Source organism: Vibrio sp. 10N.261.55.A7, from assembly GCF_002877365.1.
Lineage (GTDB): Bacteria > Pseudomonadota > Gammaproteobacteria > Enterobacterales > Vibrionaceae > Vibrio.
The window spans coordinates 1-21,547 of sequence record NZ_MCWZ01000025.1; the positions used below are offsets into that span (position 1 = coordinate 1).

Annotated in this window: 20 protein-coding genes; 12 read left to right on the forward strand and 8 right to left on the reverse strand. The window is 44.8% G+C overall.

Annotation, left to right across the window (positions count from 1 at the left end; translation table 11 throughout):
• Positions 1-181: 181 nt before the first annotated feature.
• Positions 182-1,234, forward strand: a complete 1,053-nt coding sequence (gene aroG, locus BCU12_RS02775) for a 3-deoxy-7-phosphoheptulonate synthase AroG (RefSeq protein ID WP_102402867.1) — start codon at positions 182-184, stop codon at positions 1,232-1,234.
• 101 nt (positions 1,235-1,335) lie between these two features.
• On the opposite strand, the gene BCU12_RS02780 is transcribed toward aroG, so the two are convergent.
• The 3 genes from BCU12_RS02780 to BCU12_RS02790 all read right to left on the reverse strand — a co-directional run bounded on the left by BCU12_RS02780 (position 1,336) and on the right by BCU12_RS02790 (position 4,906).
• The gene (locus BCU12_RS02780) at positions 1,336-2,076 is read right to left on the reverse strand and encodes an MBL fold metallo-hydrolase (protein WP_102402868.1); all 741 of its coding nucleotides are present in this window, start codon (positions 2,074-2,076) and stop codon (positions 1,336-1,338) included.
• Positions 2,054-2,683, reverse strand: coding sequence for a chemotaxis protein (locus tag BCU12_RS02785; protein WP_102402869.1), 630 nt, complete (start codon positions 2,681-2,683; stop codon positions 2,054-2,056). Before BCU12_RS02785 ends, BCU12_RS02780 begins: the two co-directional genes overlap by 23 nt.
• Before the next feature lie 177 nt (positions 2,684-2,860).
• The gene (locus BCU12_RS02790; protein ID WP_198599237.1) at positions 2,861-4,906 is read right to left on the reverse strand and encodes an alpha-amylase; all 2,046 of its coding nucleotides are present in this window, start codon (positions 4,904-4,906) and stop codon (positions 2,861-2,863) included.
• Positions 4,907-5,146: 240 nt separating this feature from the next.
• Here BCU12_RS02790 and BCU12_RS02795 point away from each other — a divergent pair, with 240 nt between their 5' ends.
• The 9 genes from BCU12_RS02795 (at position 5,147) to BCU12_RS02835 (ending at position 13,782) form a co-directional block, all read left to right on the forward strand.
• Complete coding sequence (locus BCU12_RS02795) at positions 5,147-5,785, forward strand: hypothetical protein (RefSeq protein ID WP_102402871.1); 639 nt, start codon at positions 5,147-5,149, stop codon at positions 5,783-5,785.
• Between the two features lie 186 nt (positions 5,786-5,971).
• Complete coding sequence (locus BCU12_RS02800; RefSeq protein WP_102402872.1) at positions 5,972-6,898, forward strand: aldo/keto reductase family oxidoreductase; 927 nt, start codon at positions 5,972-5,974, stop codon at positions 6,896-6,898.
• A 195-nt stretch (positions 6,899-7,093) separates the two neighbouring features.
• The gene (locus BCU12_RS02805) at positions 7,094-7,747 is read left to right on the forward strand and encodes a hypothetical protein (protein ID WP_102402873.1); all 654 of its coding nucleotides are present in this window, start codon (positions 7,094-7,096) and stop codon (positions 7,745-7,747) included.
• A gap of 9 nt (positions 7,748-7,756) precedes the next feature.
• Positions 7,757-8,440: an ABC transporter ATP-binding protein gene (locus BCU12_RS02810; protein ID WP_102402874.1), complete on the forward strand. Its 684-nt coding sequence runs from the start codon at positions 7,757-7,759 to the stop codon at positions 8,438-8,440.
• Positions 8,428-9,687 (forward strand): ABC transporter permease, encoded by a 1,260-nt coding sequence (locus BCU12_RS02815; protein WP_102402875.1) that lies wholly within the window; start codon positions 8,428-8,430, stop codon positions 9,685-9,687. Before BCU12_RS02810 ends, BCU12_RS02815 begins: the two co-directional genes overlap by 13 nt.
• A 49-nt stretch (positions 9,688-9,736) precedes the next feature.
• Positions 9,737-10,471, forward strand: a complete 735-nt coding sequence (locus BCU12_RS02820) for an outer membrane lipoprotein-sorting protein (RefSeq protein WP_241909731.1) — start codon at positions 9,737-9,739, stop codon at positions 10,469-10,471.
• A 191-nt stretch (positions 10,472-10,662) separates the two neighbouring features.
• Positions 10,663-11,910 carry a hypothetical protein gene (locus tag BCU12_RS02825; RefSeq protein WP_102402886.1) on the forward strand — a complete coding sequence of 416 codons (1,248 nt, stop codon included), beginning with the start codon at positions 10,663-10,665 and terminating at the stop codon, positions 11,908-11,910.
• A 2-nt stretch (positions 11,911-11,912) separates the two neighbouring features.
• Positions 11,913-12,983, forward strand: coding sequence for a histidine kinase (locus tag BCU12_RS02830; RefSeq protein ID WP_102402877.1), 1,071 nt, complete (start codon positions 11,913-11,915; stop codon positions 12,981-12,983).
• A 4-nt stretch (positions 12,984-12,987) separates the two neighbouring features.
• The gene (locus BCU12_RS02835) at positions 12,988-13,782 is read left to right on the forward strand and encodes a LytTR family DNA-binding domain-containing protein (RefSeq protein ID WP_102402878.1); all 795 of its coding nucleotides are present in this window, start codon (positions 12,988-12,990) and stop codon (positions 13,780-13,782) included.
• Positions 13,783-13,923: 141 nt separating this feature from the next.
• Here BCU12_RS02835 and BCU12_RS02840 read toward each other — a convergent pair whose 3' ends face one another.
• Positions 13,924-15,396 carry an EAL domain-containing protein gene (locus BCU12_RS02840; RefSeq protein WP_241909730.1) on the reverse strand — a complete coding sequence of 491 codons (1,473 nt, stop codon included), beginning with the start codon at positions 15,394-15,396 and terminating at the stop codon, positions 13,924-13,926.
• Between the two features lie 408 nt (positions 15,397-15,804).
• Here BCU12_RS02840 and BCU12_RS02845 point away from each other — a divergent pair, with 408 nt between their 5' ends.
• Complete coding sequence (locus BCU12_RS02845) at positions 15,805-16,542, forward strand: transporter substrate-binding domain-containing protein (protein WP_102402880.1); 738 nt, start codon at positions 15,805-15,807, stop codon at positions 16,540-16,542.
• Between the two features lie 8 nt (positions 16,543-16,550).
• On the opposite strand, the gene BCU12_RS02850 is transcribed toward BCU12_RS02845, so the two are convergent.
• Positions 16,551-17,108 carry a hypothetical protein gene (locus tag BCU12_RS02850; RefSeq protein WP_102402881.1) on the reverse strand — a complete coding sequence of 186 codons (558 nt, stop codon included), beginning with the start codon at positions 17,106-17,108 and terminating at the stop codon, positions 16,551-16,553.
• A gap of 263 nt (positions 17,109-17,371) precedes the next feature.
• Positions 17,372-18,955, reverse strand: coding sequence for a nitric oxide reductase transcriptional regulator NorR (norR, locus tag BCU12_RS02855; protein WP_102402882.1), 1,584 nt, complete (start codon positions 18,953-18,955; stop codon positions 17,372-17,374).
• A gap of 225 nt (positions 18,956-19,180) precedes the next feature.
• On the opposite strand from norR, the gene hmpA reads away from it, so the two are divergent.
• Complete coding sequence (gene hmpA, locus BCU12_RS02860) at positions 19,181-20,359, forward strand: NO-inducible flavohemoprotein (protein ID WP_102402883.1); 1,179 nt, start codon at positions 19,181-19,183, stop codon at positions 20,357-20,359.
• 61 nt (positions 20,360-20,420) lie between these two features.
• Here the strand turns inward: hmpA and BCU12_RS02865 are convergent, their stop codons facing one another.
• Entirely contained in the window at positions 20,421-20,966 is a 546-nt protein-coding gene (locus BCU12_RS02865; RefSeq protein ID WP_102402884.1) for a hypothetical protein, read from the reverse strand.
• Entirely contained in the window at positions 20,963-21,499 is a 537-nt protein-coding gene (locus tag BCU12_RS02870; RefSeq protein WP_102402885.1) for a YaeQ family protein, read from the reverse strand. The genes BCU12_RS02865 and BCU12_RS02870 overlap by 4 nt, the downstream gene beginning before the upstream one ends.
• Positions 21,500-21,547 lie beyond the last annotated feature (48 nt).

Sequence of the window (21,547 nt, forward strand, 5' to 3'; positions counted from 1 at the left end):
ATTTATTTACACTTTGTGTTTAATGTAAAAAAATTACATATATTGCCTTTTGTTAAAAATAATGATTGAAGTTAAATCGATTAGCCGATAAGTTACACGGAACAGGAATTGATTACTGAGTAACAATGCAGAATTCAATAGCTGCAAACTCAGAAAATAGATAAATAGGAAGTAGTAAGCGATGTTTCAGACTGATGATGTAAGAATTAATAAAGTAAAAGAACTATTACCGCCGGTTGCGATTTTAGAGAAGTTTCCAGCAACTGAAACGGCGTCATCGACTACGTTCCAATCGCGCGAAGCCATTTCTAACATTTTGAAAGACAAAGATGACCGACTGCTTGTTATCGTTGGTCCTTGTTCTATCCACGATACCGATGCTGCTATTGAATACGGTAAGCGTTTGAAAGTACTTCGTGAAGAACTGGGTGATCGTTTAGAAGTGGTGATGCGCGTCTATTTTGAAAAGCCACGCACAACCGTGGGCTGGAAAGGTCTTATCAACGACCCTTACCTAAACGACACGTTTAAGATTAACGACGGTCTTCGTACTGCTCGTAAACTGTTGCTTGACCTTACTGACCTAGGCATGCCAACAGCAAGTGAATTCCTTGATATGATTTCTCCACAGTACATTGGTGACCTTATCAGCTGGGGCGCAATTGGTGCACGTACAACCGAATCTCAAGTTCACCGTGAGCTTTCTTCTGGTCTTTCTTGTCCTGTAGGCTTCAAAAATGGTACTGATGGCAATATTAAGATTGCAACAGACGCGATTCGCTCGGCTAGCGCTTCTCACCACTTCTTGTCTGTTACTAAGTACGGCCACTCTGCGATTATTGAAACGACGGGTAACCCTGATTGCCACATCATTCTTCGTGGTGGCAAAGAGCCTAACTTCAGTGCTGACCACGTTGGAACGATTAAACAAGAGCTAGAAGCATCAGGTCTACCTAAGAAAGTCATGATTGACTTCAGCCACGCAAACAGCTCTAAGCAATACCAACGTCAAATGGTGGTATCTGATGATGTTGCAAGCCAGATTGCTGGTGGTGAAGATGCAATATTTGGTGTAATGATTGAGTCTCACTTAGTCGAAGGTCGTCAAGATCTCGTGGCGGGTGAAGAGCTCACTTACGGTCAGTCAGTCACCGACGCGTGTATCGGTTGGGAAGATACTGAAAAAGTATTACGTCAACTGGCTGATGCTGTTCAAGCTCGTCGCGAAGCGTAATTCAAACATCGAAACAAATAATAATGGCTCCTAGATAGGAGCCATTTTACGTTGGGCAGCTTAATACTACGTAGGAATAAATATTGGTTAGTGAGCATTCGCTAATTCGAATTTATCGCGATACCGACATCGAGCCCATCTAGCCACTCTAAGAACCTTTTCACATCGTCCCCTCTAAATATGCCACCGTGTTGTGGGCACATCATATCGATATCCAATTTACTGACTCTTTCTATCCAGTCATGTTTTGCCCTATTGGACGGCATCCACCGTTTGTGGAAATACTCCATTTTTTGGATGTGTTCATTAAAGTTTTCAACAAAGAACGGGGCGTCTGGCTCGTCTAACGCGGCGCCCACATCGCCGGACATCAGTATCTTGGCTTCTGGATCATACACAGAGAAATTGCCTGATGAATGCATGTAGTGAGCAGGAATAAACTGAATCTCTTGACCCGACAGCAGCACTTTTCCACCGCTATCGGCGATGCCTGAAAAGGTGATGGATTCCATGCCAAAGTGACGAATAAAAGATTCCCATAGCCATGGGGTATGAAGCGTTGCTGACGGCAAAGCTTTGTCCCACAACCCAAGGGAAGAGATGATGTCTGGGTCTTGGTGCGATGCAAAAAGATGAACAATATGCTCTATCGGGACTTCCTTAACCACGCAGCCGAGCATGGCAGAAAAAAGCTCGATGCCGCCAGGGTCGAGCAATATCGCTTGATCGCGATTGACGATCATATATTGATTGGTATCGACGATTTTATCCGGTTTTTCTGGGTCTCGCGCAAAGACTACCCAGCGATGTTGTCCATTTTCATAGAGTACTTTTGATTGCATAGTTCACCCTAGCAAAGAGAGAAAAGAGTTTCAGTGACTGTAAAACGTGTTTTTGAATGGCTTCGGCTAATTCCGTTACGCTGTCTGCGATCGTATTGAGCTGAGCTTGGTATTTTTCGTCCGCTTGAGAGGCTTCAACGCTAAGCATGGTTGAGATTATTTGAGCGATGCGCAGTTCGTCATACAAGGTTTGAAGCATATCGTGCAGGCTCTTTGCCTCGGAATAGAAGCGATGGCTTATCTCAGAATATTCGGATTGATTATTTTCTCTTGCGATATCGAGTGAATCTAGAAAACGGGCGTCAGGGTGTTTCGCGTAGACAAGTTCAAATCGGTCGACGGCTGATGAGGAACGCGTGCCGGCGGTGGCTATTTTGCTAAGGTTTTGCGCTTTGACATTAATGGTTTGAGATGTGTCGAGAGTCACGCGAACGAGGTCGTCTATTGAATCAGTAATCGGCCTAAATCCCGCGGCACTTTCACCCGCTCGGAGTGCTAGGGCACGCGCATTGCTTGCGACTAATAGCAGTCGTTTGGCAATCAACATGCCTCGATTGAGTTCCGCGGCGACTTCCGCTGCAATTACAAATACAGGTTTACTAGCCATAGTTATTGTCAATATTCATCAACTTATAATGATTAACTATAGACGAGTTTACAGAGAGTGCTGAACCTATGTGAGGTGAGCCAAAGGAGCGCGTATTTTGGTTCCGTTAACGGAAAATCGAAACCAGATGACGCACTCTCTATTGAGTGTGGTTATGTAAAACACTGAATGTGCGAGTTAATGCCCAACGAAGGCCACGACGACTTTGTTGCCGTCAAGTTCACGTGAAAACACGTAGGCGTTGTCTTGCTTTAACTCTGTATGTGTCCCCGCACCGATGGCAGGGTGACGCTGGCGAAATTGTCCTAGCGTTTGCCAGTGAGCAAGGAGTGCTTCTCTATCTTTATCTAGCTGCCACACCATGTCTGAACGTGTACCTTGGTGGAAATCATCGGCGTAAGGACCAATGTTTCGCGCGACCTCGTCACCGTAGTAAACCTGAATCGCACCTGGGCTCAGTAGTAAAGCGTTGGCGGCATTGCGTTGAATGTCGAATGATTTGAAGCGACTGAAAAACAGTTCCGTATCGTGTGATGACATGTAGCTGACAGGAAGAAAATCGTCTGATTGCTGCATCTTCACTGAATAATCTTGATAGGTATCGGCCATTTGACTGAAACAGACGGCGCCTCTATCCAGTTTTTTCTGCATATCGAAGTTGATGAGCGCATCGAATCCATCATCAAAGTAAGGGGTTCGGTAGGCGGAATGGCCCCACACTTCGCCCATCATCCAGAACGGTTCACCGGTTCGATCATTTTCCTTGCGCCACTGCTCTAGGTTGGACGAGGCTTTTTCTTTGAGTCTTTTCCATACATCACTCTCTACATGCTTAACAGTATCGACTCGAAAGCCATCGACACCAAATCGTTTTACCCAATCTGTTTGCCATTCCAATAAATAATCACTGACGGTGAAGTTTTCCCTGTGCTCAACGCGGGTCCCTGGGTTTTCAAGTAGCCATTTAGGCGGTGTGACTGGTTCCGCTGATTCCGTTCTAAAGTCAGGCAAGCCAGCAAGCGTCGTCGTGATGTCACTAGAACCCGGCTTTGGATAACCAGGCAGACCAGCCCTTACCCAGTCACCACCCCACCATTGCGACCACTCGGCATCCCCATAATCAACAGCCTCATGGAAACTGTGCCAGTTCTGCCCAGACTCTGGCGTCCAATCGGCCCATTTCTGTGGCATTTTGTTTACGTCAACCACGTCAATATCATCATGTTGTAGGTCAGCCAGTGTCGCGTAACCGGAATGGTTAATCACTGCGTCGAGCAGTACCTTCATCCCTCGTTTGTGCGCCTCAGTAATCAGAAGCTTCAGGTCCTCATCATGACCAAAGTTCTCATCTATTTTGGTAAAGTCACGAGTCCAATAGCCGTGATAGGCATAAAATGGAAAACTTCCGCTGCTGCCACCCCCAACAAAACCGTGCACTTGTTCTACGATTGGTGATAGCCAAATGGCATCGGTGCCCAAGCTTTGTATGTAATCCAGTTTCTCAATCACGCCTTTCAGATCGCCACCGTGGAAGGTGCCGACCTCCTCTTTGCCATCCTTCTTTCGGCCGTAAGGCGTGTCATTGCTGTTATCGCCATTTTTAAATCGGTCAACCATGACGAAATAGATATTGGCGTTTTTGTAAGTGAAATCGGGTGATTCCTCAGTCGATGATGTCGGTTCGAACAGCATTAATCCGCCGCTTTGAGGAGAGACCGTCAGAGTCACTTGTTGGTCTTTCACCGTGACGATTTGATCGGTAAAGACTTCTCTTAGTTGCGTACCATCGGCAAAGCTATCAGCGAGTTCGATAGTGTGATGGGTGACGGTATTTTCTTCGCACTTGAGCTGAGGGATCGGTCTTTTGAAAACGGTATTGGTGTTAGCTTTTGCTTGTCGGTTGAAGGTAATGGTTTGATTATCACTGTCATAATGAAAAGCGTAATCGCCGCTGAAGCGTATTTTTAGCGGTAGGGTTAATGGCTCAGAGCAAGAGAGGTGAATGGGTTTACTGAACTTCACCTTCTGGTTCTTAAGCGGCTGGCAGTCTCCTTCTATTCCTGAAATTTTGAGCGTGTATTCATCTTTCGACAAGGTGACAACCAGTGGTGCATCGCCATTCAATGGAAAATCGCGGCTTGTGGTGGTTGTTGAAATAGCAAGATTCGGACTTGCTACGCTATTCGCTGACGCGGCTAACGCCAATAAAATGCCCAGTTGAATCTGTTTCACGCTCAGTCCTTAGAAATGTGATGAAAAAAAGTAGGGTGATGAAAAAAACATCATAATTGTTCGTGGTACAAGCGACATCATTCTCACTCTCTACGCCCTAAAGTTTGGTGTGTTTCACAAAATATGGCTAAGGGGCGCAGAAGCGTAGGTAAAGTTAGGGGGGATATTATTGGTGTCAGTATTTGATAGAGTCATACTTTCTATCTAAGCGTATATTTGGAGCCGCGTGCCGTGAACAAAACAAGTAAATGGGTTGATTTTGTGGTTCTGGCTATTATATCGAGCATCGCTAGCTACGCTGTATTGTCTGTATCGCCCGCTCATGCTTTTTCGAATGCCAGTGCATCGACTTGGCTTCAGCCGTTTATCGAAGACTCCCACGGCCTTAACTTGCAAGAGATAAAGCATCAAGTGGCGCTTTACGACTGTGGGCTGGAGCAAGACGATGAAGAGTTTTGTAGTGATGAAATTTGGTATTACAAAACGCCTGTCGTCACACGGATGTTTGTCAACCAAAGAGAGGTTGTGCATTCAATGAAGTTGAGCGCAGAGTTCAATGCGAGCGCTTTTACCGATATTCAGTTAAGTCTAAGAAAAGATGGTTTCTACGTTTCTGAGGTGTTCAAGTTGGGGGAGCGTTTTTCTATAGAAGAGCAGCAAGAGCGACTGGATAGCTCAACACTTGATCAGAAACTCGTTCAGTTCATTAATCAAGGTAGCGCGTCTGATCCGGTTGAGATTCGTTGGCGTCATCAGCAAAACCAGCAAAGCAGTGCTAACTCTAGTTTTAACTCTAACAATGATGTGTTCGCATTATTAACCAGTAACGGCAGCGTGATTGATGTGATTTTTAAACACAGCGCTCATTAGTCTTGTCATTGAATCATTCGCAGTATTGATCCGAAGCAAGGCCCGGCAAACTTTAACGAACTTAATGTTATAAACGTGTCTTGAAGCTCAAATTCAACACATTTTTGATAGATAGTTTTTCTGAATCATTGAGCTAGCGTTGGTTCGCGCATACTCTGATCCGAGTTAATTATAGGAGAAGCACACATGGTGTCGAAGTTAATGAAGCCAGAGAGTGTCATAATGGCGCCTCAAGGGCCTGAGTTTTCTGAGTTAGTACAAGGATACTGGCGTCTTGGTGAGTGGAGAATGACACCTCAAGAGCGGCTCACTTTTCTAAAACAGCACATTGAGTTAGGTATCACTACCATTGATCACGCCGATATATACGGCGGTTATGAGTGTGAGCAACTGTTTGGAGAAGGGCTCGCACTGGATAAATCGGTTCGCGATGAGATTCAAATCGTGACGAAATGCGATATTAACCTGTGCACTGATAAGCACCCTCAACGTAAGATCAACCACTACGACACCAGTGCTAGCCACATACATGAGTCGGTGAACAATTCACTCACTCGCCTTGGCGTTGAGAACATTGATGTCCTATTGATTCACCGCCCTGATTTGTTGATGAATGCTGATGAAGTGGCAGAAGTTTTTACTGAACTTCATAAAGTAGGCAAGGTGAAGCACTTTGGTGTTTCTAACTTCAGTGCTAGTCAATTTGACCTGTTGCAATCTCGTTTAGGTAAATCATTGGTGACGAACCAAGTCGAGATCAATCCAATCAACTTTGATGTTGCCCATGATGGCACATTAGATCAACTGCAGATGAAACGCATTCGCCCAATGGCGTGGTCTTGTCTTGCGGGCGGCAGTTTATTCAATGGCACGACTGAACAAGAGAAGCGGGTCATTAAGGAGCTAGAAGCGCTTAAGGTTGAGATGGGTGCGTCCAGTATTGACCAGGTCGTTTATGCTTGGGTTCGCCGTTTACCATCGCAGCCACTGGCTATCATTGGGTCTGGCAAGATTGAACGTGTGAAAGCGGCGGTCGCATCGCTCGCGTTGGAAATGACGCGTGAACAGTGGTACCGAGTTTGGGTTGCATCTAAAGGTCACGGTGTGCCATAGAGCGTTGTTCATATAAGCTTTAGCGTATTCACTTCTAAATAAACCAGCTGTTAAAAGCTGGTTTTTTCGTTCTCGAACCATTCAATCTTTGTTTCTACCATTCACGCCATAGAATAACCATTCGTCGCATCGACCGATTACTAGGCTCAATTGATCATAATCTTTCATCATCAAACAGTGAAAGGGACAATCAACATGAGCATCAAATCAATCTGCAACACAATCGCACTTACTCTTCTTATTAGTGGTTCTGCATTGAGCTTCCAAACAACGGCTGCGCCGAGTGAAGCCGTTATCTCTCAATACAATCTCGCGGCACAAGGCGATGAAGATAAAGTTGAGGTGGTTCATGAGCAACTTGAGCAGTTGTTGGAATCCCAAGGTGCAGATGCACTGAGCTTAGTGTACTTAGGAAGCACACAGACTTTAATGGGACGTGATGCCTTTATGCCTTGGAATAAAATGAAGTATACAGAACAAGGCTTGGCGACCATTGCAAAAGGTTTAACGTTACTCGATGGTGAGCCGGTAGAGCAGCAGGAATATCGCCAAGGCTTGCCAACGTCGATTTTGGCTCAAGCTATTGCGGCTTCTACTTACACCTCTTTACCTGACATGTTTAATCATTTTGAGCGTGGTTATGACATCTACCTTGAGCTTCTTGAGAGCGAAGCGTTTGCTAGTCAAAGCTATGAAGCGACATCGTGGATTTACATTTATGCCATTCAGGCGTCAATTCGTGCTGAAGATGTCGACCAGGCCAATAAATGGTTATCGAAGATGCAAGCAGAAAATGCACAACACCCTATGACACTTCAAGCTGAAGCACTCATCAATAAAGCCGCCTAGGAGGCCGTTATGCTGACTTTTAATAACATAAGCAAGCGCTATCAACTTGGGCAGCAAAACGTACAAGCACTGACGGATGCCAGTGGCAATATTGCTAAGGGAGAGATGGTGGCGTTGTGCGGCCCATCGGGGTCAGGGAAAAGCACGCTACTGAATATCTTGGGTATGTTGGATATGGACTACCAAGGGGATATTTCATTGGCTGACGTTCATTACCCCAAAGATCGAATGGCCGCAGCGAAAATTCGCCGTAGTCAGTTAGGGTTTGTTTTTCAAAAGTTCAATCTTGTACCCGTAATGAGTGCTTGGGAAAATGTCGCTTACCCATTGATGCTAAATGGCCACTCGGCAACAGAGCAAAAACGTTTAGCGAGTGCGATGCTTGAAAAAGTTGGCCTAGAAGATTTCATTCAACATCGCCCAGATAACCTTTCTGGTGGTCAGCAGCAGCGTGTTGCGATTGCGCGAGCGTTGGTTCATAACCCTGAAATTGTGATTGCGGATGAGCCGACAGCCAGTCTTGATAGCCACACTGCGGAACTGGTTATCGACATTATGAAGTCCCTCGGGAGAGAGTTAAACACCACGTTTATTGTTGCTACTCATGACCCAAGAATGGCGTCACATTGCGATCGTACGATCGAACTGTTAGATGGCAGAATTCACAAGGAGGCGATCAAATGGGCAAGCTAATTCCACACTCTTTACGTATTGCGTATTTGAACCTGCAACGAAATGGCCGTCGAAGTTTACTGTCGGTCTTAATTGTGGCCATTGCCGTTTTTGCGCTGTGTAGTGCTGGTGGGTTTGGCCTTTATACGTATGACTCTCTGAAAGAATCTACGGCGAGGGATACGGGGCATCTCACTCTTAGCCAGCCTGGTTTTTTTGAACAGGATGAAGAAGTGCCGCTTTCAAATGGCCTAGCGGATACAGACAAAATCATAAAACAACTTCTGGTGAACCAGAGCGTTCGAGGTGTACAGCCTCGTATTGAGTTTACTGGACTGGTTTCTAATGGCACCAAATCGACCATTTTTGCTGGATCTGGTGTTAATGAACGAGAGTTTGATATGAAAGGCCCTTTCTTGGATGTACGAGAAGGAAAGACGCTGTCGAGTATTCAATCGCCTCGTTATGACGATAGTGAGCCTGAAGTGATGCTGGCTGTCGATTTGGCTAAGAATTTGAGTGTCGGCATTGGAGACTGGGTAACATTGCTCGCAACAACGAGCGATGGCGCACTCAATGCGTATGACTTTAAAGTGCGTGGCATCTACTCCACTGGTGTTCCAGAGCTAGATAAGCGTCAGCTTTATTTGCACATTCAATCTGTTCAAGACCTTCTGGCGAGTGACAAAGTCAGCACTTTATCTGTTTTCTTATACGGCACAGAGCAGACTGCAGAAACCCAACACTGGGTAGAGCAGCAGCTTGAAAATATGAGCTTAGCTCAACCTGTCGAGGTCACGCCATGGGAAGATCGCGCATTTTTCTACACTCGAGTTAAGAACCTGTATGACCGTATTTTCGGCATCATGGGCGCGGTGATGGCGTTAGTCGTTTTTGTGGCTCTATTCAACACCATGACGATGTCAGTCACTGAGCGGACCCGAGAAATAGGGACTTTGTCTGCATTGGGGACATATCCGAAAGAGATCATTTCGGGATTCGTTCGTGAAGCTGGCTTGTTGGCCTTCATCGGTTCGATGATTGGCGGGATGTTAACTCTAGTGACGAGCTTATTCTTGATGGTGGCCGATGTTCAAATGCCGCCACCACCGGGCAGAACTGAAGGGTATCCACTCAATATCTATTTCTCTTTCGATCTACTGGCCTATTGTGGTCTAGGTGTGATGGCAATCTGTATCGTAGCGGCGTGGTTCTCGGCGCGTAAAGGGGTCAATAAACCAATTACTGAGGCACTTGTGTATGTTTAACCTTAATTCTGTTCACTTTCTGAAGCGACGCAGTGGCGCTCTTCAATTGATGGTCTTGTTAATGTTCCTAGCGGCTCCAGTGTTTGCAGACCAGAGTGTTGAGGAAATGATTAAAGACGCTGATCAATATCGCATGGAACAAGACTCTGCGAAGGTGGTTTCATTGGTATCACTTTTTAAGCATGACGAGCTCGACAAGACGCGCGAGTATCACGTTTATACAAGGCCAAATCGAGAGTCGTTAGTGGTGTTTAAGTCACCAGTCGAAGCTGGACAGAAGATGTTGATGCTGGGTGATAACTACTGGCTACTTATGCCTAAGAGCCGCCGCCCTATTCGTATCACGCCAATGCAAAAACTACTGGGAGAGGCGTCAGTCGGCGATATCTCTACGCTAACTTGGAGTGAAGATTACAAGGGAGAGCTGATCGCGACTGAGTCTGTGACCCTAGATTCAGAGCAAGCTATGGAGACAAACAGACTGGAATTAACAGCAATAACGTCTGGTGCAAGTTATCAACAAATCGATTTATGGCTAGATAAGAGCAATAACTTTCCCATTAAGGCTGACCTCTACTTACAGTCAGGCAAGTTGGCTAAACAGGCGTGGTTTGAGGCAGGAACAAGAGATGGTCAGTTACGTGTGGTTGCGATGACACTCCTCGATCAAATTCAACCCGCGAAAAAGACCGTGATTGAATACCAAGCCATAGAAGCGATTGAGCTAGAGGAAAAATACTATAACCCAGCGTATCTCACGCGTAATAAGTCCGTTGATTTGTAATGGTACTCAGCATGAATGTGAAACCTAAAGACAGTAAAGCGAAGAATCGAAAGGTTACCTTTCCCTTGTTCAGAGAAAAGCAAGGGACACTAGGTATTCCAGGTGGTCGTTGCGTGTTTACCTGGCTACCGAGCCTTTGTTTATTAGCTCTTAGACCTCTGTCGTTCTCTTTCATTTGGTGCTTTACATTTATGACGAGCGCCTTAGCGAATGACTCTGCGTTTATCGATGATGTGAGTATGAATTGGGATTGGAAAGTCAGCGTAAGCAGTACTGCGCATCGAGATGCTGTTTTAATGTCACCTCCAACGGCTTCAAGTACAGAATCAGTAGACGCCCTGATTGATCTTCAAATGGGATGGAAAGCATTGACGGGCGTTTTCGCGATTAAGGGCACGTCTGTATTAAGCAGTGACAGCAGTCAATCATTTGATGCTGATGGCATAGTACAAGAGCTGTTTTGGCAAGGAAGTACTGATATTGGTCATCTGCCCGTTGATCTTATGTTGGGGAAAGCTCGGCTCGACTGGGGTGTCGGATACGGGTATCGCCCACTGGACATCTTTAAGCCTTACCGTCGTAACCCCGTTGGTATTCAGGTTGAAGAAGGTGTTGGGGCGGCGATGGCGTCGTATTTCGATACAAATGGAGAATGGAGCTTAGTGTACACCGATTCTTCTTGGACTCAGCAGCAAGGCTCCGTTCTTGAAGAGGAATCAGAGCAACAAGGCTTTGGTATCCGGCGCTATGCCTTATTAGGTGATAGCGAGTGGCAAGGGGTTGCGTACTATGATGATGTTCGACGTGGCTTAATTGGTGGCTCTTTGGTGACGGTGTTCAGCCATGCTTGGGAATTCCATGCCTCGGCTTTGTATCAAAGGGAATACCTAGCCTATCAGCAAGGTGATATTCATTCGGCGGTAGATTTACAAACAAAGAAAGATGGATATCAGTCTTTAGTCGGTGTGAATTGGGCGAACAGCAGTGGCCATAACGTTATTATGGAATATTGGTACGATAGCCGCAGTTGGAGTGACCGTGAGTGGCAGCAAGCTTTTTCTCGTGGGGAATCACTCTCTTCCAATGTGCAAACCACTCCTCTTTCAAGCTCTTATGCACAAGGTTTTAACCATGCGAATTTGGTTCAGCACAATATCATGGCGCACTGGTCTTTGAGTTCAAGCAGTTGGAGTTATTGGGAGTGGAGTAAAGATTGGCTTTGGCTGAATAATTTTGAGCCAACGTTTGATGTCATGTTATCGCCGGCAGACGGTGGAATAATTGCAACACAGTGGTTGAATTACCAGGTCTATGACACGGGTGCTGCTTCGTTCAATTTTGAGTTAGCGGCCCGTTTTCTTGGTGGAAGTCAGGATTCGGTGTATGCAAATTTGCCAGATAAGCATATGATTCTATTAAACCTTAAAGGGAAGTTTTGATCATGAAGTTTTGTTTTTCGCTAGGGGGGGCTAATCGAGTCAAGCGCATTGAAAACAGCGCCCTCAAAAGCATTGCCGTGACGAGCGTTTTCTGTTTTGTTATCGCGATCATGACCGCCATTATTTGGCCTGCGCCTTTTCTAAGGCATTGCTTTATTAGCTTTGGCTATGGATACAGCGCGGTACTCAGCGCCCTTTTCATCAGTCGTTTATTTCCAAATTTAGGTTTGCAATGGGTTAATGCCTGTTCTCTTGTGGTTTCCATGATTGTCGGAACGAGTAATGCAGCGTTTTGGTTAGAGGAATACAGCAACTTCGACAATATCTACAAATTGAAACCCGTCATCTTTTTAGGGTTTATTTTCACGGTGATCTGCTTTGTTTATTTCTATATCTATGAACAAAAGCTTCTGGCGCAGAAAGAGCTCGAAACGGCAAAACGAAAGCAAGCTGAGCAAGAGAAAGCTTTGGTCATGAGCCAGCTAAAGCAGCTTCAAAGCCAGATAGAACCGCATTTTCTATTTAATACATTGGCGAATATCAATGCACTCATCGATCAGCAGCCCAATGAGGCCAGATTGATGTTAGAGAAACTGACCGATTTGCTTCGTGGTACATTAAAAATCAATCGACAATCGACCACCTCAGTGTCTGGTGAACTCGATCTCATCAATGCGTACCTAAGTATTCAACAGGTCCGACTGGGTGATAGGCTTACCTATCAGATTGATAATCAATTGAAAAAAGACCTTGGCTTGCCGCCACTCTTGCTGCAGCCGCTAGTTGAAAATGCGGTGCAGCATGGCATTGAACCTAAAGCTCAAGGTGGAAACATACTGATTCGTTTGCAAGAAGATAAAGGCATGGCGATCATCTCAGTGGTTGATAATGGCGTTGGTCTTGTTTTTGATTCTTCCACCGCTGGGCATGGCATTGGGCTTGATAATATTCGACAGCGCATGCAAGCTCTGTTTTCGAATAGAGCCACTTTTAAAATCATGGAAAACGCTCAGGGCGGAGTGACCACTGAACTTCATATTGAGCTAACGGACTTAGAAAATTTAGAAGGATAAAAAGATGAGAGGGAAGCGGTCGATAACAGCGATCATTGCCGATGATGAACCTCTATTGAGGCATCACCTGAATAAATCGCTTGGGGAGCACTGGCCACAATTAGATATTGTTGCCCTCGCGGGGAACGGAGATGAAGCCCTGTCTCTTGTTGACCAATATCACCCTGACATTATCTTTCTTGATATTAAAATGCCTCAACGAGACGGTATGAGTGTGGCTAAAACCTTAGCCAAACACCAAAGCAAGACTCGGGTTGTTTTCATTACTGCGTATGATGAATTTGCCGTTCAAGCGTTTGAGACCAATGCCGTTGATTACTTATTGAAGCCAGTATCGGACGCCCGTTTAGCACAATGCATTGAAAAATTGCAATCTCAACTGGCTGAACCTGCACCGACAAGCAGCCCGGATATGTCTACATTACTTGATCAAATCCAGCAGTTAACGAACAAAGAAAAGCCAGACTATTTAACTTGGATAAAAGCGGCGAAAGGTGACGATATTCACCTCATCTCTTTATCAGAAGTACTCTACTTTAAAGCGGAAGATAAATACGTCTCACTGTACAAACAAGAAGGGACGGAAAGTAGCGAATATCTTTTACGCACGTCCCTCAAAGAGTTATTGAATCAACTGGACCCCAATATGTTTTGGCAGATTCATCGCTCAAGTGTGGTGAATGTGTCCGCGATTGAAAAAGTAAAAAAGGATTTTACTGGAAAAATGGCCGTGCATATCGGTGGGGTAAAACTGCCAGTAAGTAGAGCGATGCAAGCTCAGTTCACCAATCTATGGTAGGCCGCTATTCGTCGGTATTGAGAGAGGTGGTATGAGATAGTTGACCCGCTATTGAGTTCCTTCTATTTGCTTAGATTCCGTCCGTATCTTCCGTTCAATACGCTGCTTCCATGTAAAGCAGCGGAAAAATGGTAAACCAAATCAGGCCAACCCAAATCGAATGAACTCTTTGGGTTTCATTGGGGCAGAGAAGTAGTACCCTTGAATGTACCTGACTCCCAATTGGCGTAACTTTTCGATTTGTTCTTTGGTTTCAACCCCTTCAGCAATGACCTTCATATTCAGTTCTTCCCCTAAGCTTATCATCGATGTCAGGACAGGCGTGATGGTCGACTCTGTACGTAAACCGTTGACGAATACCTTGTCAATTTTTAGTGCATTGAAGGGATGCTGACGAATAAAATTTAAGCCAGAGTAGCCCGTCCCAAAGTCATCGACGGCAAATTTATATCCTAAGTCGCTCAGTACTTTCAATGACGCGGCCGCTTGCTCAAGCTCTCGGTTGGTATATTCGTTATTTTCAGTAATTTCCAGTAGCAGAGTTGGAATGATCGCTTGGTTACGTTTAGAGAATTCAATGAGGTAGTCGATAAAGTTAGGATCGATGATCAATTGCCTGCTGATGTTCAGGCTGATGTATTGTCCTTCCAACCTACTCGGGTGAGCCAGAATCAACGTTTTTACTGCTTTTAAAATGCGCTTGGTAATTTGATCAATGATGCCCATCCGTTCCGCGAGTGGAATAAACATATCAGGGGGAATAATCCCTTGGGTTGGGTGATGCCATCGTATCAACGCTTCACTGCCTGCGATTCTCTTTTCGACGATGTCTACGATTGGTTGGAGATAAAGCTCTAGGTCGTCGTCTTGTAACGCTTGTTGGAGCGAATATTCCAGAGATTGTCGGGTAACGCGATAGCTGAGAATGGCCAGATAGGCGAGAGACAGCATGGAAGCGATCAATAAAGTCTGCCAAAGGTGCTGCACAAAGTAGTGTAAATAGGCGTAGTGATTGAGGTGCAAAGTAATGGAAAACGGGTAGAGGTGCGATGAAAAGCTGAAGAGCTCAAGCGCAGTACCAAGAGAGTCATGTTGGCTTTGAATTGTCTGACTCAAAACGGTAATTTGATAGCCTAACTCGTGCTCTGAAAGCGTTGGAGCAACGAGCCCAAGGAACTGATCTGGCGACAACAAAGCATTGACACCCGTGTCATTGTCGTCATAAGCGTAAATAAAAAAAGTTTGTAATTGGCTCTTAGATTTCTTGAGAGAAATCGTTATGTTATTTGGCGAATTTTTTAGTCTATCCATCGTTGAAGGAAAAAGGTGAATATTGTTTTTTCCTTCATTACTGGTGCAAAAAACAATGCCTTCTTTGTAGAGACCGACCTCTTTGAGCATGGTGGAGTAAAAAGCGTGTGCTCTTAATTTCAGGACGTCTTGTCTTTCACACGCGGGAGACACTTGCTTTTGAAGCAGTAATAGATTTTTAGCCGTTGTGCCAATGTATTGCTCTAGCTTAGCAATGGCTTGCTTCCCTTGAGTGATTGCATGGTTGTTGGTGGTGTAAAAATTGACGATCGCTGCGACAAGAAAAACGCTGACAAAAATCATACCAATAGGTATCAGAACTCGGATGTTGTGTTGTACCCGCTGAAGTAGGGAGGGCCTTGGTTCGTGTCTATATTCCGTATATTTCATTGAGTCCCAGCCGTTTTTTTTATTATGATCTAACTATATGCTGATTATGGTGAAACAGAATACCTTGTTGTTTGATTCTTATGCATTTCTGGTCAAGTTATTATTTTTAAGAATGTTTATTGATGGCTTTGTCGGTAGTACTACCTTAACCGTGAGATCTTGGGAGGAGGACTGCACGGTTGCGTTGTTCAAACAATAGTGTGGGCTTTCACTAGACGCTTTTTTGATCGTCAACTAACGTTTATAGGTAGCAACTGCAAACAGAAGAAGACAATGACTACCTTTAGACTTCAACTCTTGGCGGCAATAACGATATGCTTGATGTTCATCCCCAACGCTTATTCGCATGGTGAAGGAGATGATCTTAGTCGTATCGTGTATCTAACGGAAGATTACCCACCGGCGAATTTTTTACATAATGGAAAACTCACGGGTTACTCGGTGGATATATTGAAAGCCGCCTCTATCGAAATGGGGAACGATATCGACAATGCTCATATCGTTATGCAGGCTTGGGCCGACGCCTATCGAAAGGTACTGACCACTGAAAATACTGCGATTTTCTCTATGGCTCGCACGGAACACAGAGAAGATTTATTCTTGTGGGTTGGACCTATTGCTGATGTGAAAGTCGTGGTAATAGCAAAGCAAGACAGCCCTATTGTCATAAACTCACCGTTGGACATGGCACGCTATAAAATTGGTGTGATTCAAGATGATGTGGGGGAGCAGGCATTATTGGAGCTTGGCGTTCCGAGAGGCGCTATGTTTGAAGCAAAGGACGTCACGATGCTTGCGGAACTGCTGTTAAAAAATCGAATAGATTTGATAGCATACTCGGAAAGAACGGCTTATTGGTATGCGTCGCAAGCCGGATTTAGCAGTGATATGTTTAAGCCGATTTATACCTTAAAAGAAAGCCAAACTTATTATGCGTTCAATAAGGACACGGACCCTGTTCTTATTCAAAAACTCCAACAAGGTATTGATAAGGTGAAAGCACGTCTCACTGAAGATGGCGTGAGTCAGCACCAAGCCATACTCGAAAAATACCGATAAATAGCGTGCTAAGGCTGCTTTATTGCCGCCTTTTTGACAAAGAATGGGTTGTTGAATTTCTTCGGGTGACCTAATTCAGATATCACGAGTCTGTTCCACAAAGCCTTATCAAACTCACCTTTTGGCAGTGAAGGGTATAAGGTGTCGACCTCTTCAAAAGCATACTGCATGAACTCTTTTAGCTTAATTTGATTGTATTTCTTTGCCACGCGGTTGTGTTTCTGAATCCACTCTTTTTTGAAGTCGATGATGGCGGGTTCCGCTTTATCTAGCGGGATGGTCGATAGATAGATGCGTTGATACCCCACTTTCCTATCGATCATGGTACGCATAGCCGTTTGAATGTATTTCCCGTGATGGGTGACTGAAATGCTGTTAGCGTCAAACGTGTTTACGTGCCACCCGGTAGGTAAAAGCTTTCGATTGCGAAACTGCGCATTTCGAACTTGCAATGCTTGATGAAGCACTAAATCTGAAGTTCCTCGGAAGGTCTGTTGCCATTTGCCGATTCGTATCTGGATGGAATGCGGCAAGCGGAAAATATTCGTAAATTTATCTTCGTTCATGGAATCATTACACACATAATTTTAGTACAAGCAAAAAGGAACTAAGTCGGAGGATCGGGTACACCCCTCTATCGTCGATAGCTATTGTTTTTATGAGTTGCTAACTAGAGGATAGACTTTGCTTAGTTATTGCGAGACATTCTACATGGATTTTGTTTGTTATTGCTAATTTTAACAATTACTAACCATTAATTCGATGGTGGGAATATCAAATTAATGGTTAGCTCGCGCCGATGTGGTTTAGATTGAGTGAAATCGAGTGACTAAGATTGAATGGCGTGTTTTTTCGTGACAACAATACCCAGTCGCTTCGCTAGTCGAGTTAGGTTCGCTCTATCTGTTTCTAAAGATCGCGCCGCTTTTGCCCAATTGAATCCAGCGCTTTCAAGTGCTGCTGTAATGAGTTGACGTTGATACGCATCCGTTGCATCGCGAAGATTCACACTGGTATCCACTTGTGTATCCTGCGTTGGTAACTCTTGTGCCGTTTGTGTCTGATTATCAGTGCTGTCGAGTGACCCAATATCTTCAATGGCCACTGTAATGACGGGGTTGTTTTGGCTTCGAGCTCTCGCTTTCAGTGCGGCTCGATTAATGACATGCTCCAGCTCTCGCACATTTCCCGGCCAATTATAGGTAGCAATACAGCGCAGCGCGGCTTGGCCTATTTTTAGTTGGACGATACCAAGCTTTCTTCTTGCTTGCTCTAAGAAGAAGCCAGCTAGCAATGTTATATCGCCTTCTCGGTCACGCAGTGGTGGAACTAAGATTGGGTACACGGTCAACCGATGATAGAGGTCGGCTCGGAATCGGCCTTGACTCACTTCTTCTTTGAGATCCCTATTGGTTGCGGCCAGCACACGAACATTGATGGTTTCGACCTTATCCTGACCTACTGGTTGAATCTCATTATTTTGTAGAGCACGCAAAATCTTACTTTGTGCTGCGAGTGGTAGTTCTCCTATTTCATCAAGAAACAAGGTACCGCCATCCGCCAGAGCAAATTTGCCGAGTCGGTTTTTGTCAGCGCCAGTAAATGCCCCTTTTACATGACCAAACAATTCACTTTCCACTAGGTTTTCTGGGATGGCAGCACAGTTTACATACACCAGTGGTTGCTTATTTCGGGAGGATTGGTGATGAAGAGTTCGAGCCACAAGTTCTTTACCAACGCCTGTTTCCCCATGAATGAGAATATTGAAATCAGATGGCGCAACAACGTCGATATCATTTTTTAGGTTAAGCATCGCTTTGCTTGAACCAATGATTTCGCCACCGTCTCTTTCCCAGGCTTCTTCGTTAAGCTCTTGCAGACGCTGCTGGCTTTGTTTTGCTTGTTGTTCTAGTTGAGAGAAGCTCATCGCCATTTTTAGCGTCGAGGCAGCAATAGCAGATAGAACTTCTAAGCTACGATTGGGAATATTATTAAACAGATTAGGGGTGAGGCTATCAAGCGCTAAGATACCGAGCAGCTTGTCACCAAAGAGCAGTGGTAACCCCATACAGGAATGCATGGGTAAGTCTCCCTCGTGGTCGAGAAGCAAACCATCAAATGGGTCAGGGAGTGAGCTGGACGCATCAAAGCGAACAGGCGCGACTGAGTTACAAATGGCTTCAAACCGAGGATGTTCATGAACAATGAATCGGCGTCCAAGGGTGTCTCGTGTTAAGCCTTGCATCGCGAGCGGTGTGAGAGTGTCTCCCTGAATAGAAAGAAGCACGACGCTGTCGCATTGAATTGTTTTTCGAATGGCATCCAGTAGCTTGTTGAAACGGTCTTGATTGTTCAAACCGCTTGCGAGCCCAATGGTCATTTCGACCAGTGTTGACGCAGAGATATCTTGCATAGAAAGACTCAAATATGGGTTATTTGAGCATTATGGAGTCGAAACGACACGAAGTAAAGAGGTCACTTAGACTGCTAATGAAAATCATTATTATTTAACTTGTTGTTATTTATGAATTTTTGATGTTGGCACTAATTGTGCTCTGTATTCATTCGATTAGAGCGAGAAAAACTTGCCGATTACGTAATAAAGTCATGACCTTAACCCAAATGGGAGATTTATTTAATGCTCAACGAACAACACATTAGTATCGTAAAAAGTACCATTCCATTATTAGAAGAAGCAGGGCCCGCGTTAACACAGCACTTTTATCAGCGCATGTTTCGTATTAATCCAGAAGTCCAAGATATCTTTAACATGACCAATCAACGCACTGGGCGCCAAGGCGTTGCATTGTTTGAGGCGATTGCCGCTTATGCAAAGAATATTGAGGATTTAGCGGCACTGACATCGGCAGTTGAACGCATTGCTCAAAAGCACACTAGCTTTAACATCCAAGCAGAGCATTATCAGATTGTTGGGCATCATTTAATTGAGACCCTCAGAGAGCTAGCAGGGGAAGCATTTTCGGCTGAGGTAGAAGAGGCATGGACGGCTGCCTATCTATTTCTAGCTCAGGTGTTCATTGACAGGGAAGGGGAGCTCTATTTGCAACGGAAGCAAGCGGTTGGTGGATGGGAAAACGCACGTGAATTTATCGTGACGGATAAGAAATACGAATCAGCCTTGGTCGCGAGCTTCACGTTTACTCCCGCGAACGGTGAGAAAGTTTTGGATTATTTACCAGGACAGTACATTGGCGTTGAAGTAAAACCTAAATCTGCCGAGTATAATGAAATTCGTCAGTATTCATTATCTCAGAGCCCTAATGGCCAAGACTACCGCATTTCGGTGAAGCGTGAGGGCGCTGAAATGGAACATCAAGGTGTCGTGTCAAATCACCTGCACGATGAAGTGAAAGTGGGTGACTCTGTGATGCTGTATGCACCAGCGGGTGATTTTTTCTATGTAGAGAAAGAACAACCTGTTGTCTTGATTTCAGCCGGTGTAGGTACAACGCCTATGCAAGCAATGTTGCAGTCATTAAGTCATTCAAAAAAACAAAATGTGACCTATTTGCATGCGTGTAATGATAGAGAGCAGCACTCTTTCATTGATGAAACGAGCACTTTGGTTGCGGCAAATGAATGGCAGCAATCCGTTTGGTACCTTGAAGGTGAAGCGGAATTTATTGGTCAAATGGATCTGAATGCCGTTTCTAACACGCTGCCACTGGTAGAAGGGGACTTCTATATTTGTGGACCGATCGGGTTTATGGATCATGTTGTGAAGCAGTTAGAGTTGCTCGGTGTGTCTCGCGATCGAATACACTACGAAGTGTTTGGCCCTCACGCAAACCTATAAGTATTAGCCATTGAAATAAAAGAGAAGCCTAAATGACTTCTCTTTTTCAATGGTTCTTTTGTTACTGAGCTTTTGGGTTGAATAGTTGCTTTATCCATTCACTTAACCGTCCACTGGCGCGTTTAGGCTGGTGGTGAGTGCCTTCGTAGAAGCTTTCTAGAAACGATGTCCTCAGTGTCTGTGCATCATCCGAGTTGATTGAGCTGATCATTTTTGCGGTTTCCAGAGCATGCTCATTGGCTAAGCTAAAGTCCATTCCCAGGTATCCTTGAATATAAAGCCATGCATGGGTGATCAATGAAAGCTCGTAAACGTGGCTGGTTTTGAATTTTTTTTCGTGCTCACTCCCAACGGTGTTGCTAATGGCGTTTTTCATGGCATGGATGGAGTCGATGTACGGTGTGAAACTTGACAGCAATTCAATGTGGCTCTTTGTGAGTAAGCCAAGCAAATGTAACTTTCCAGGTGTCTCTGGTTTATTCTCAAGAACCGCTTGAAAGAGTGGTGACTGCGTGACTTGCCAATCCTGCCAAAGCTTATGATGCTGTTTAACTGCCGCTAAGTTATTGAGTCCACACTCTAAGCAAAGCTTCTCTAATTCACTCATTTAGTTTGTAATTCTTGGAACTCAATTTCGTGAGAGCCCTTGTTGCTGTCGACAAAAATGGAAGTGCCAGTGATCATTACCGAAAGCTCCATTCCACGTTCAATTAGCTGAGTGAGCGCTTCTACGCCTTCCGCATCAAAGCGAGTGACGTCAGCATCTAACATGCCAATCTTACCTTGATTTTGATTCCACCAAACATTGGATTTGGTGTTAAAACTGTAGACTTTCACTTTGTCTGCTAAGCGCGTTGATTTTTTGATTCGTTCAGGGTCCGGTTCACCTACATCTATCCATAATTCGATCTGGTCATCCAGGGATTTCTGCCAGATATCGGGTTCTTCTATGGTAGAGAGACCTTTGGTCATTTGAAGAGACTCATGTGCATTGAGGCAAAAAGCAAGAATACGAGCCATCATACGTTGGTCATTTTCAGATGGGTGCTGCGCGACGGTGAGGTTTATTGAGTCATAATGGTCGCGGTTCATATCAGTTAGAGCGATACGAAACTTAAATATAGTGGGTTTTAATGCCATGGGGAATATAGAATCTCAGACAAAAAAATAGCCAGCACTAGGCTGGCT

Excerpts from the sequence above, each read along its gene's own strand:
- BCU12_RS02810 (WP_102402874.1), top strand. The coding sequence starts at position 7,757 with ATGCTGACTTTTAATAACATAAGCAAGCGCTATCAACTTGGGCAGCAA.
- BCU12_RS02820 (WP_241909731.1), top strand. The coding sequence starts at position 9,737 with ATGGTCTTGTTAATGTTCCTAGCGGCTCCAGTGTTTGCAGACCAGAGT.
- BCU12_RS02815 (WP_102402875.1), top strand. The coding sequence starts at position 8,428 with ATGGGCAAGCTAATTCCACACTCTTTACGTATTGCGTATTTGAACCTG.
- BCU12_RS02830 (WP_102402877.1), top strand. The coding sequence starts at position 11,913 with ATGAAGTTTTGTTTTTCGCTAGGGGGGGCTAATCGAGTCAAGCGCATT.
- BCU12_RS02840 (WP_241909730.1), bottom strand. The coding sequence starts at position 15,396 with ATGATTTTTGTCAGCGTTTTTCTTGTCGCAGCGATCGTCAATTTTTAC.
- aroG (WP_102402867.1), top strand. The coding sequence starts at position 182 with ATGTTTCAGACTGATGATGTAAGAATTAATAAAGTAAAAGAACTATTA.
- BCU12_RS02845 (WP_102402880.1), top strand. The coding sequence starts at position 15,805 with ATGTTCATCCCCAACGCTTATTCGCATGGTGAAGGAGATGATCTTAGT.
- BCU12_RS02785 (WP_102402869.1), bottom strand. The coding sequence starts at position 2,683 with ATGGCTAGTAAACCTGTATTTGTAATTGCAGCGGAAGTCGCCGCGGAA.
- BCU12_RS02780 (WP_102402868.1), bottom strand. The coding sequence starts at position 2,076 with ATGCAATCAAAAGTACTCTATGAAAATGGACAACATCGCTGGGTAGTC.
- BCU12_RS02800 (WP_102402872.1), top strand. The coding sequence starts at position 5,972 with ATGGTGTCGAAGTTAATGAAGCCAGAGAGTGTCATAATGGCGCCTCAA.
- BCU12_RS02850 (WP_102402881.1), bottom strand. The coding sequence starts at position 17,108 with ATGAACGAAGATAAATTTACGAATATTTTCCGCTTGCCGCATTCCATC.
- hmpA (WP_102402883.1), top strand. The coding sequence starts at position 19,181 with ATGCTCAACGAACAACACATTAGTATCGTAAAAAGTACCATTCCATTA.
- norR (WP_102402882.1), bottom strand. The coding sequence starts at position 18,955 with ATGCAAGATATCTCTGCGTCAACACTGGTCGAAATGACCATTGGGCTC.
- BCU12_RS02835 (WP_102402878.1), top strand. The coding sequence starts at position 12,988 with ATGAGAGGGAAGCGGTCGATAACAGCGATCATTGCCGATGATGAACCT.
- BCU12_RS02870 (WP_102402885.1), bottom strand. The coding sequence starts at position 21,499 with ATGGCATTAAAACCCACTATATTTAAGTTTCGTATCGCTCTAACTGAT.
- BCU12_RS02805 (WP_102402873.1), top strand. The coding sequence starts at position 7,094 with ATGAGCATCAAATCAATCTGCAACACAATCGCACTTACTCTTCTTATT.
- BCU12_RS02825 (WP_102402886.1), top strand. The coding sequence starts at position 10,663 with ATGACGAGCGCCTTAGCGAATGACTCTGCGTTTATCGATGATGTGAGT.
- BCU12_RS02865 (WP_102402884.1), bottom strand. The coding sequence starts at position 20,966 with ATGAGTGAATTAGAGAAGCTTTGCTTAGAGTGTGGACTCAATAACTTA.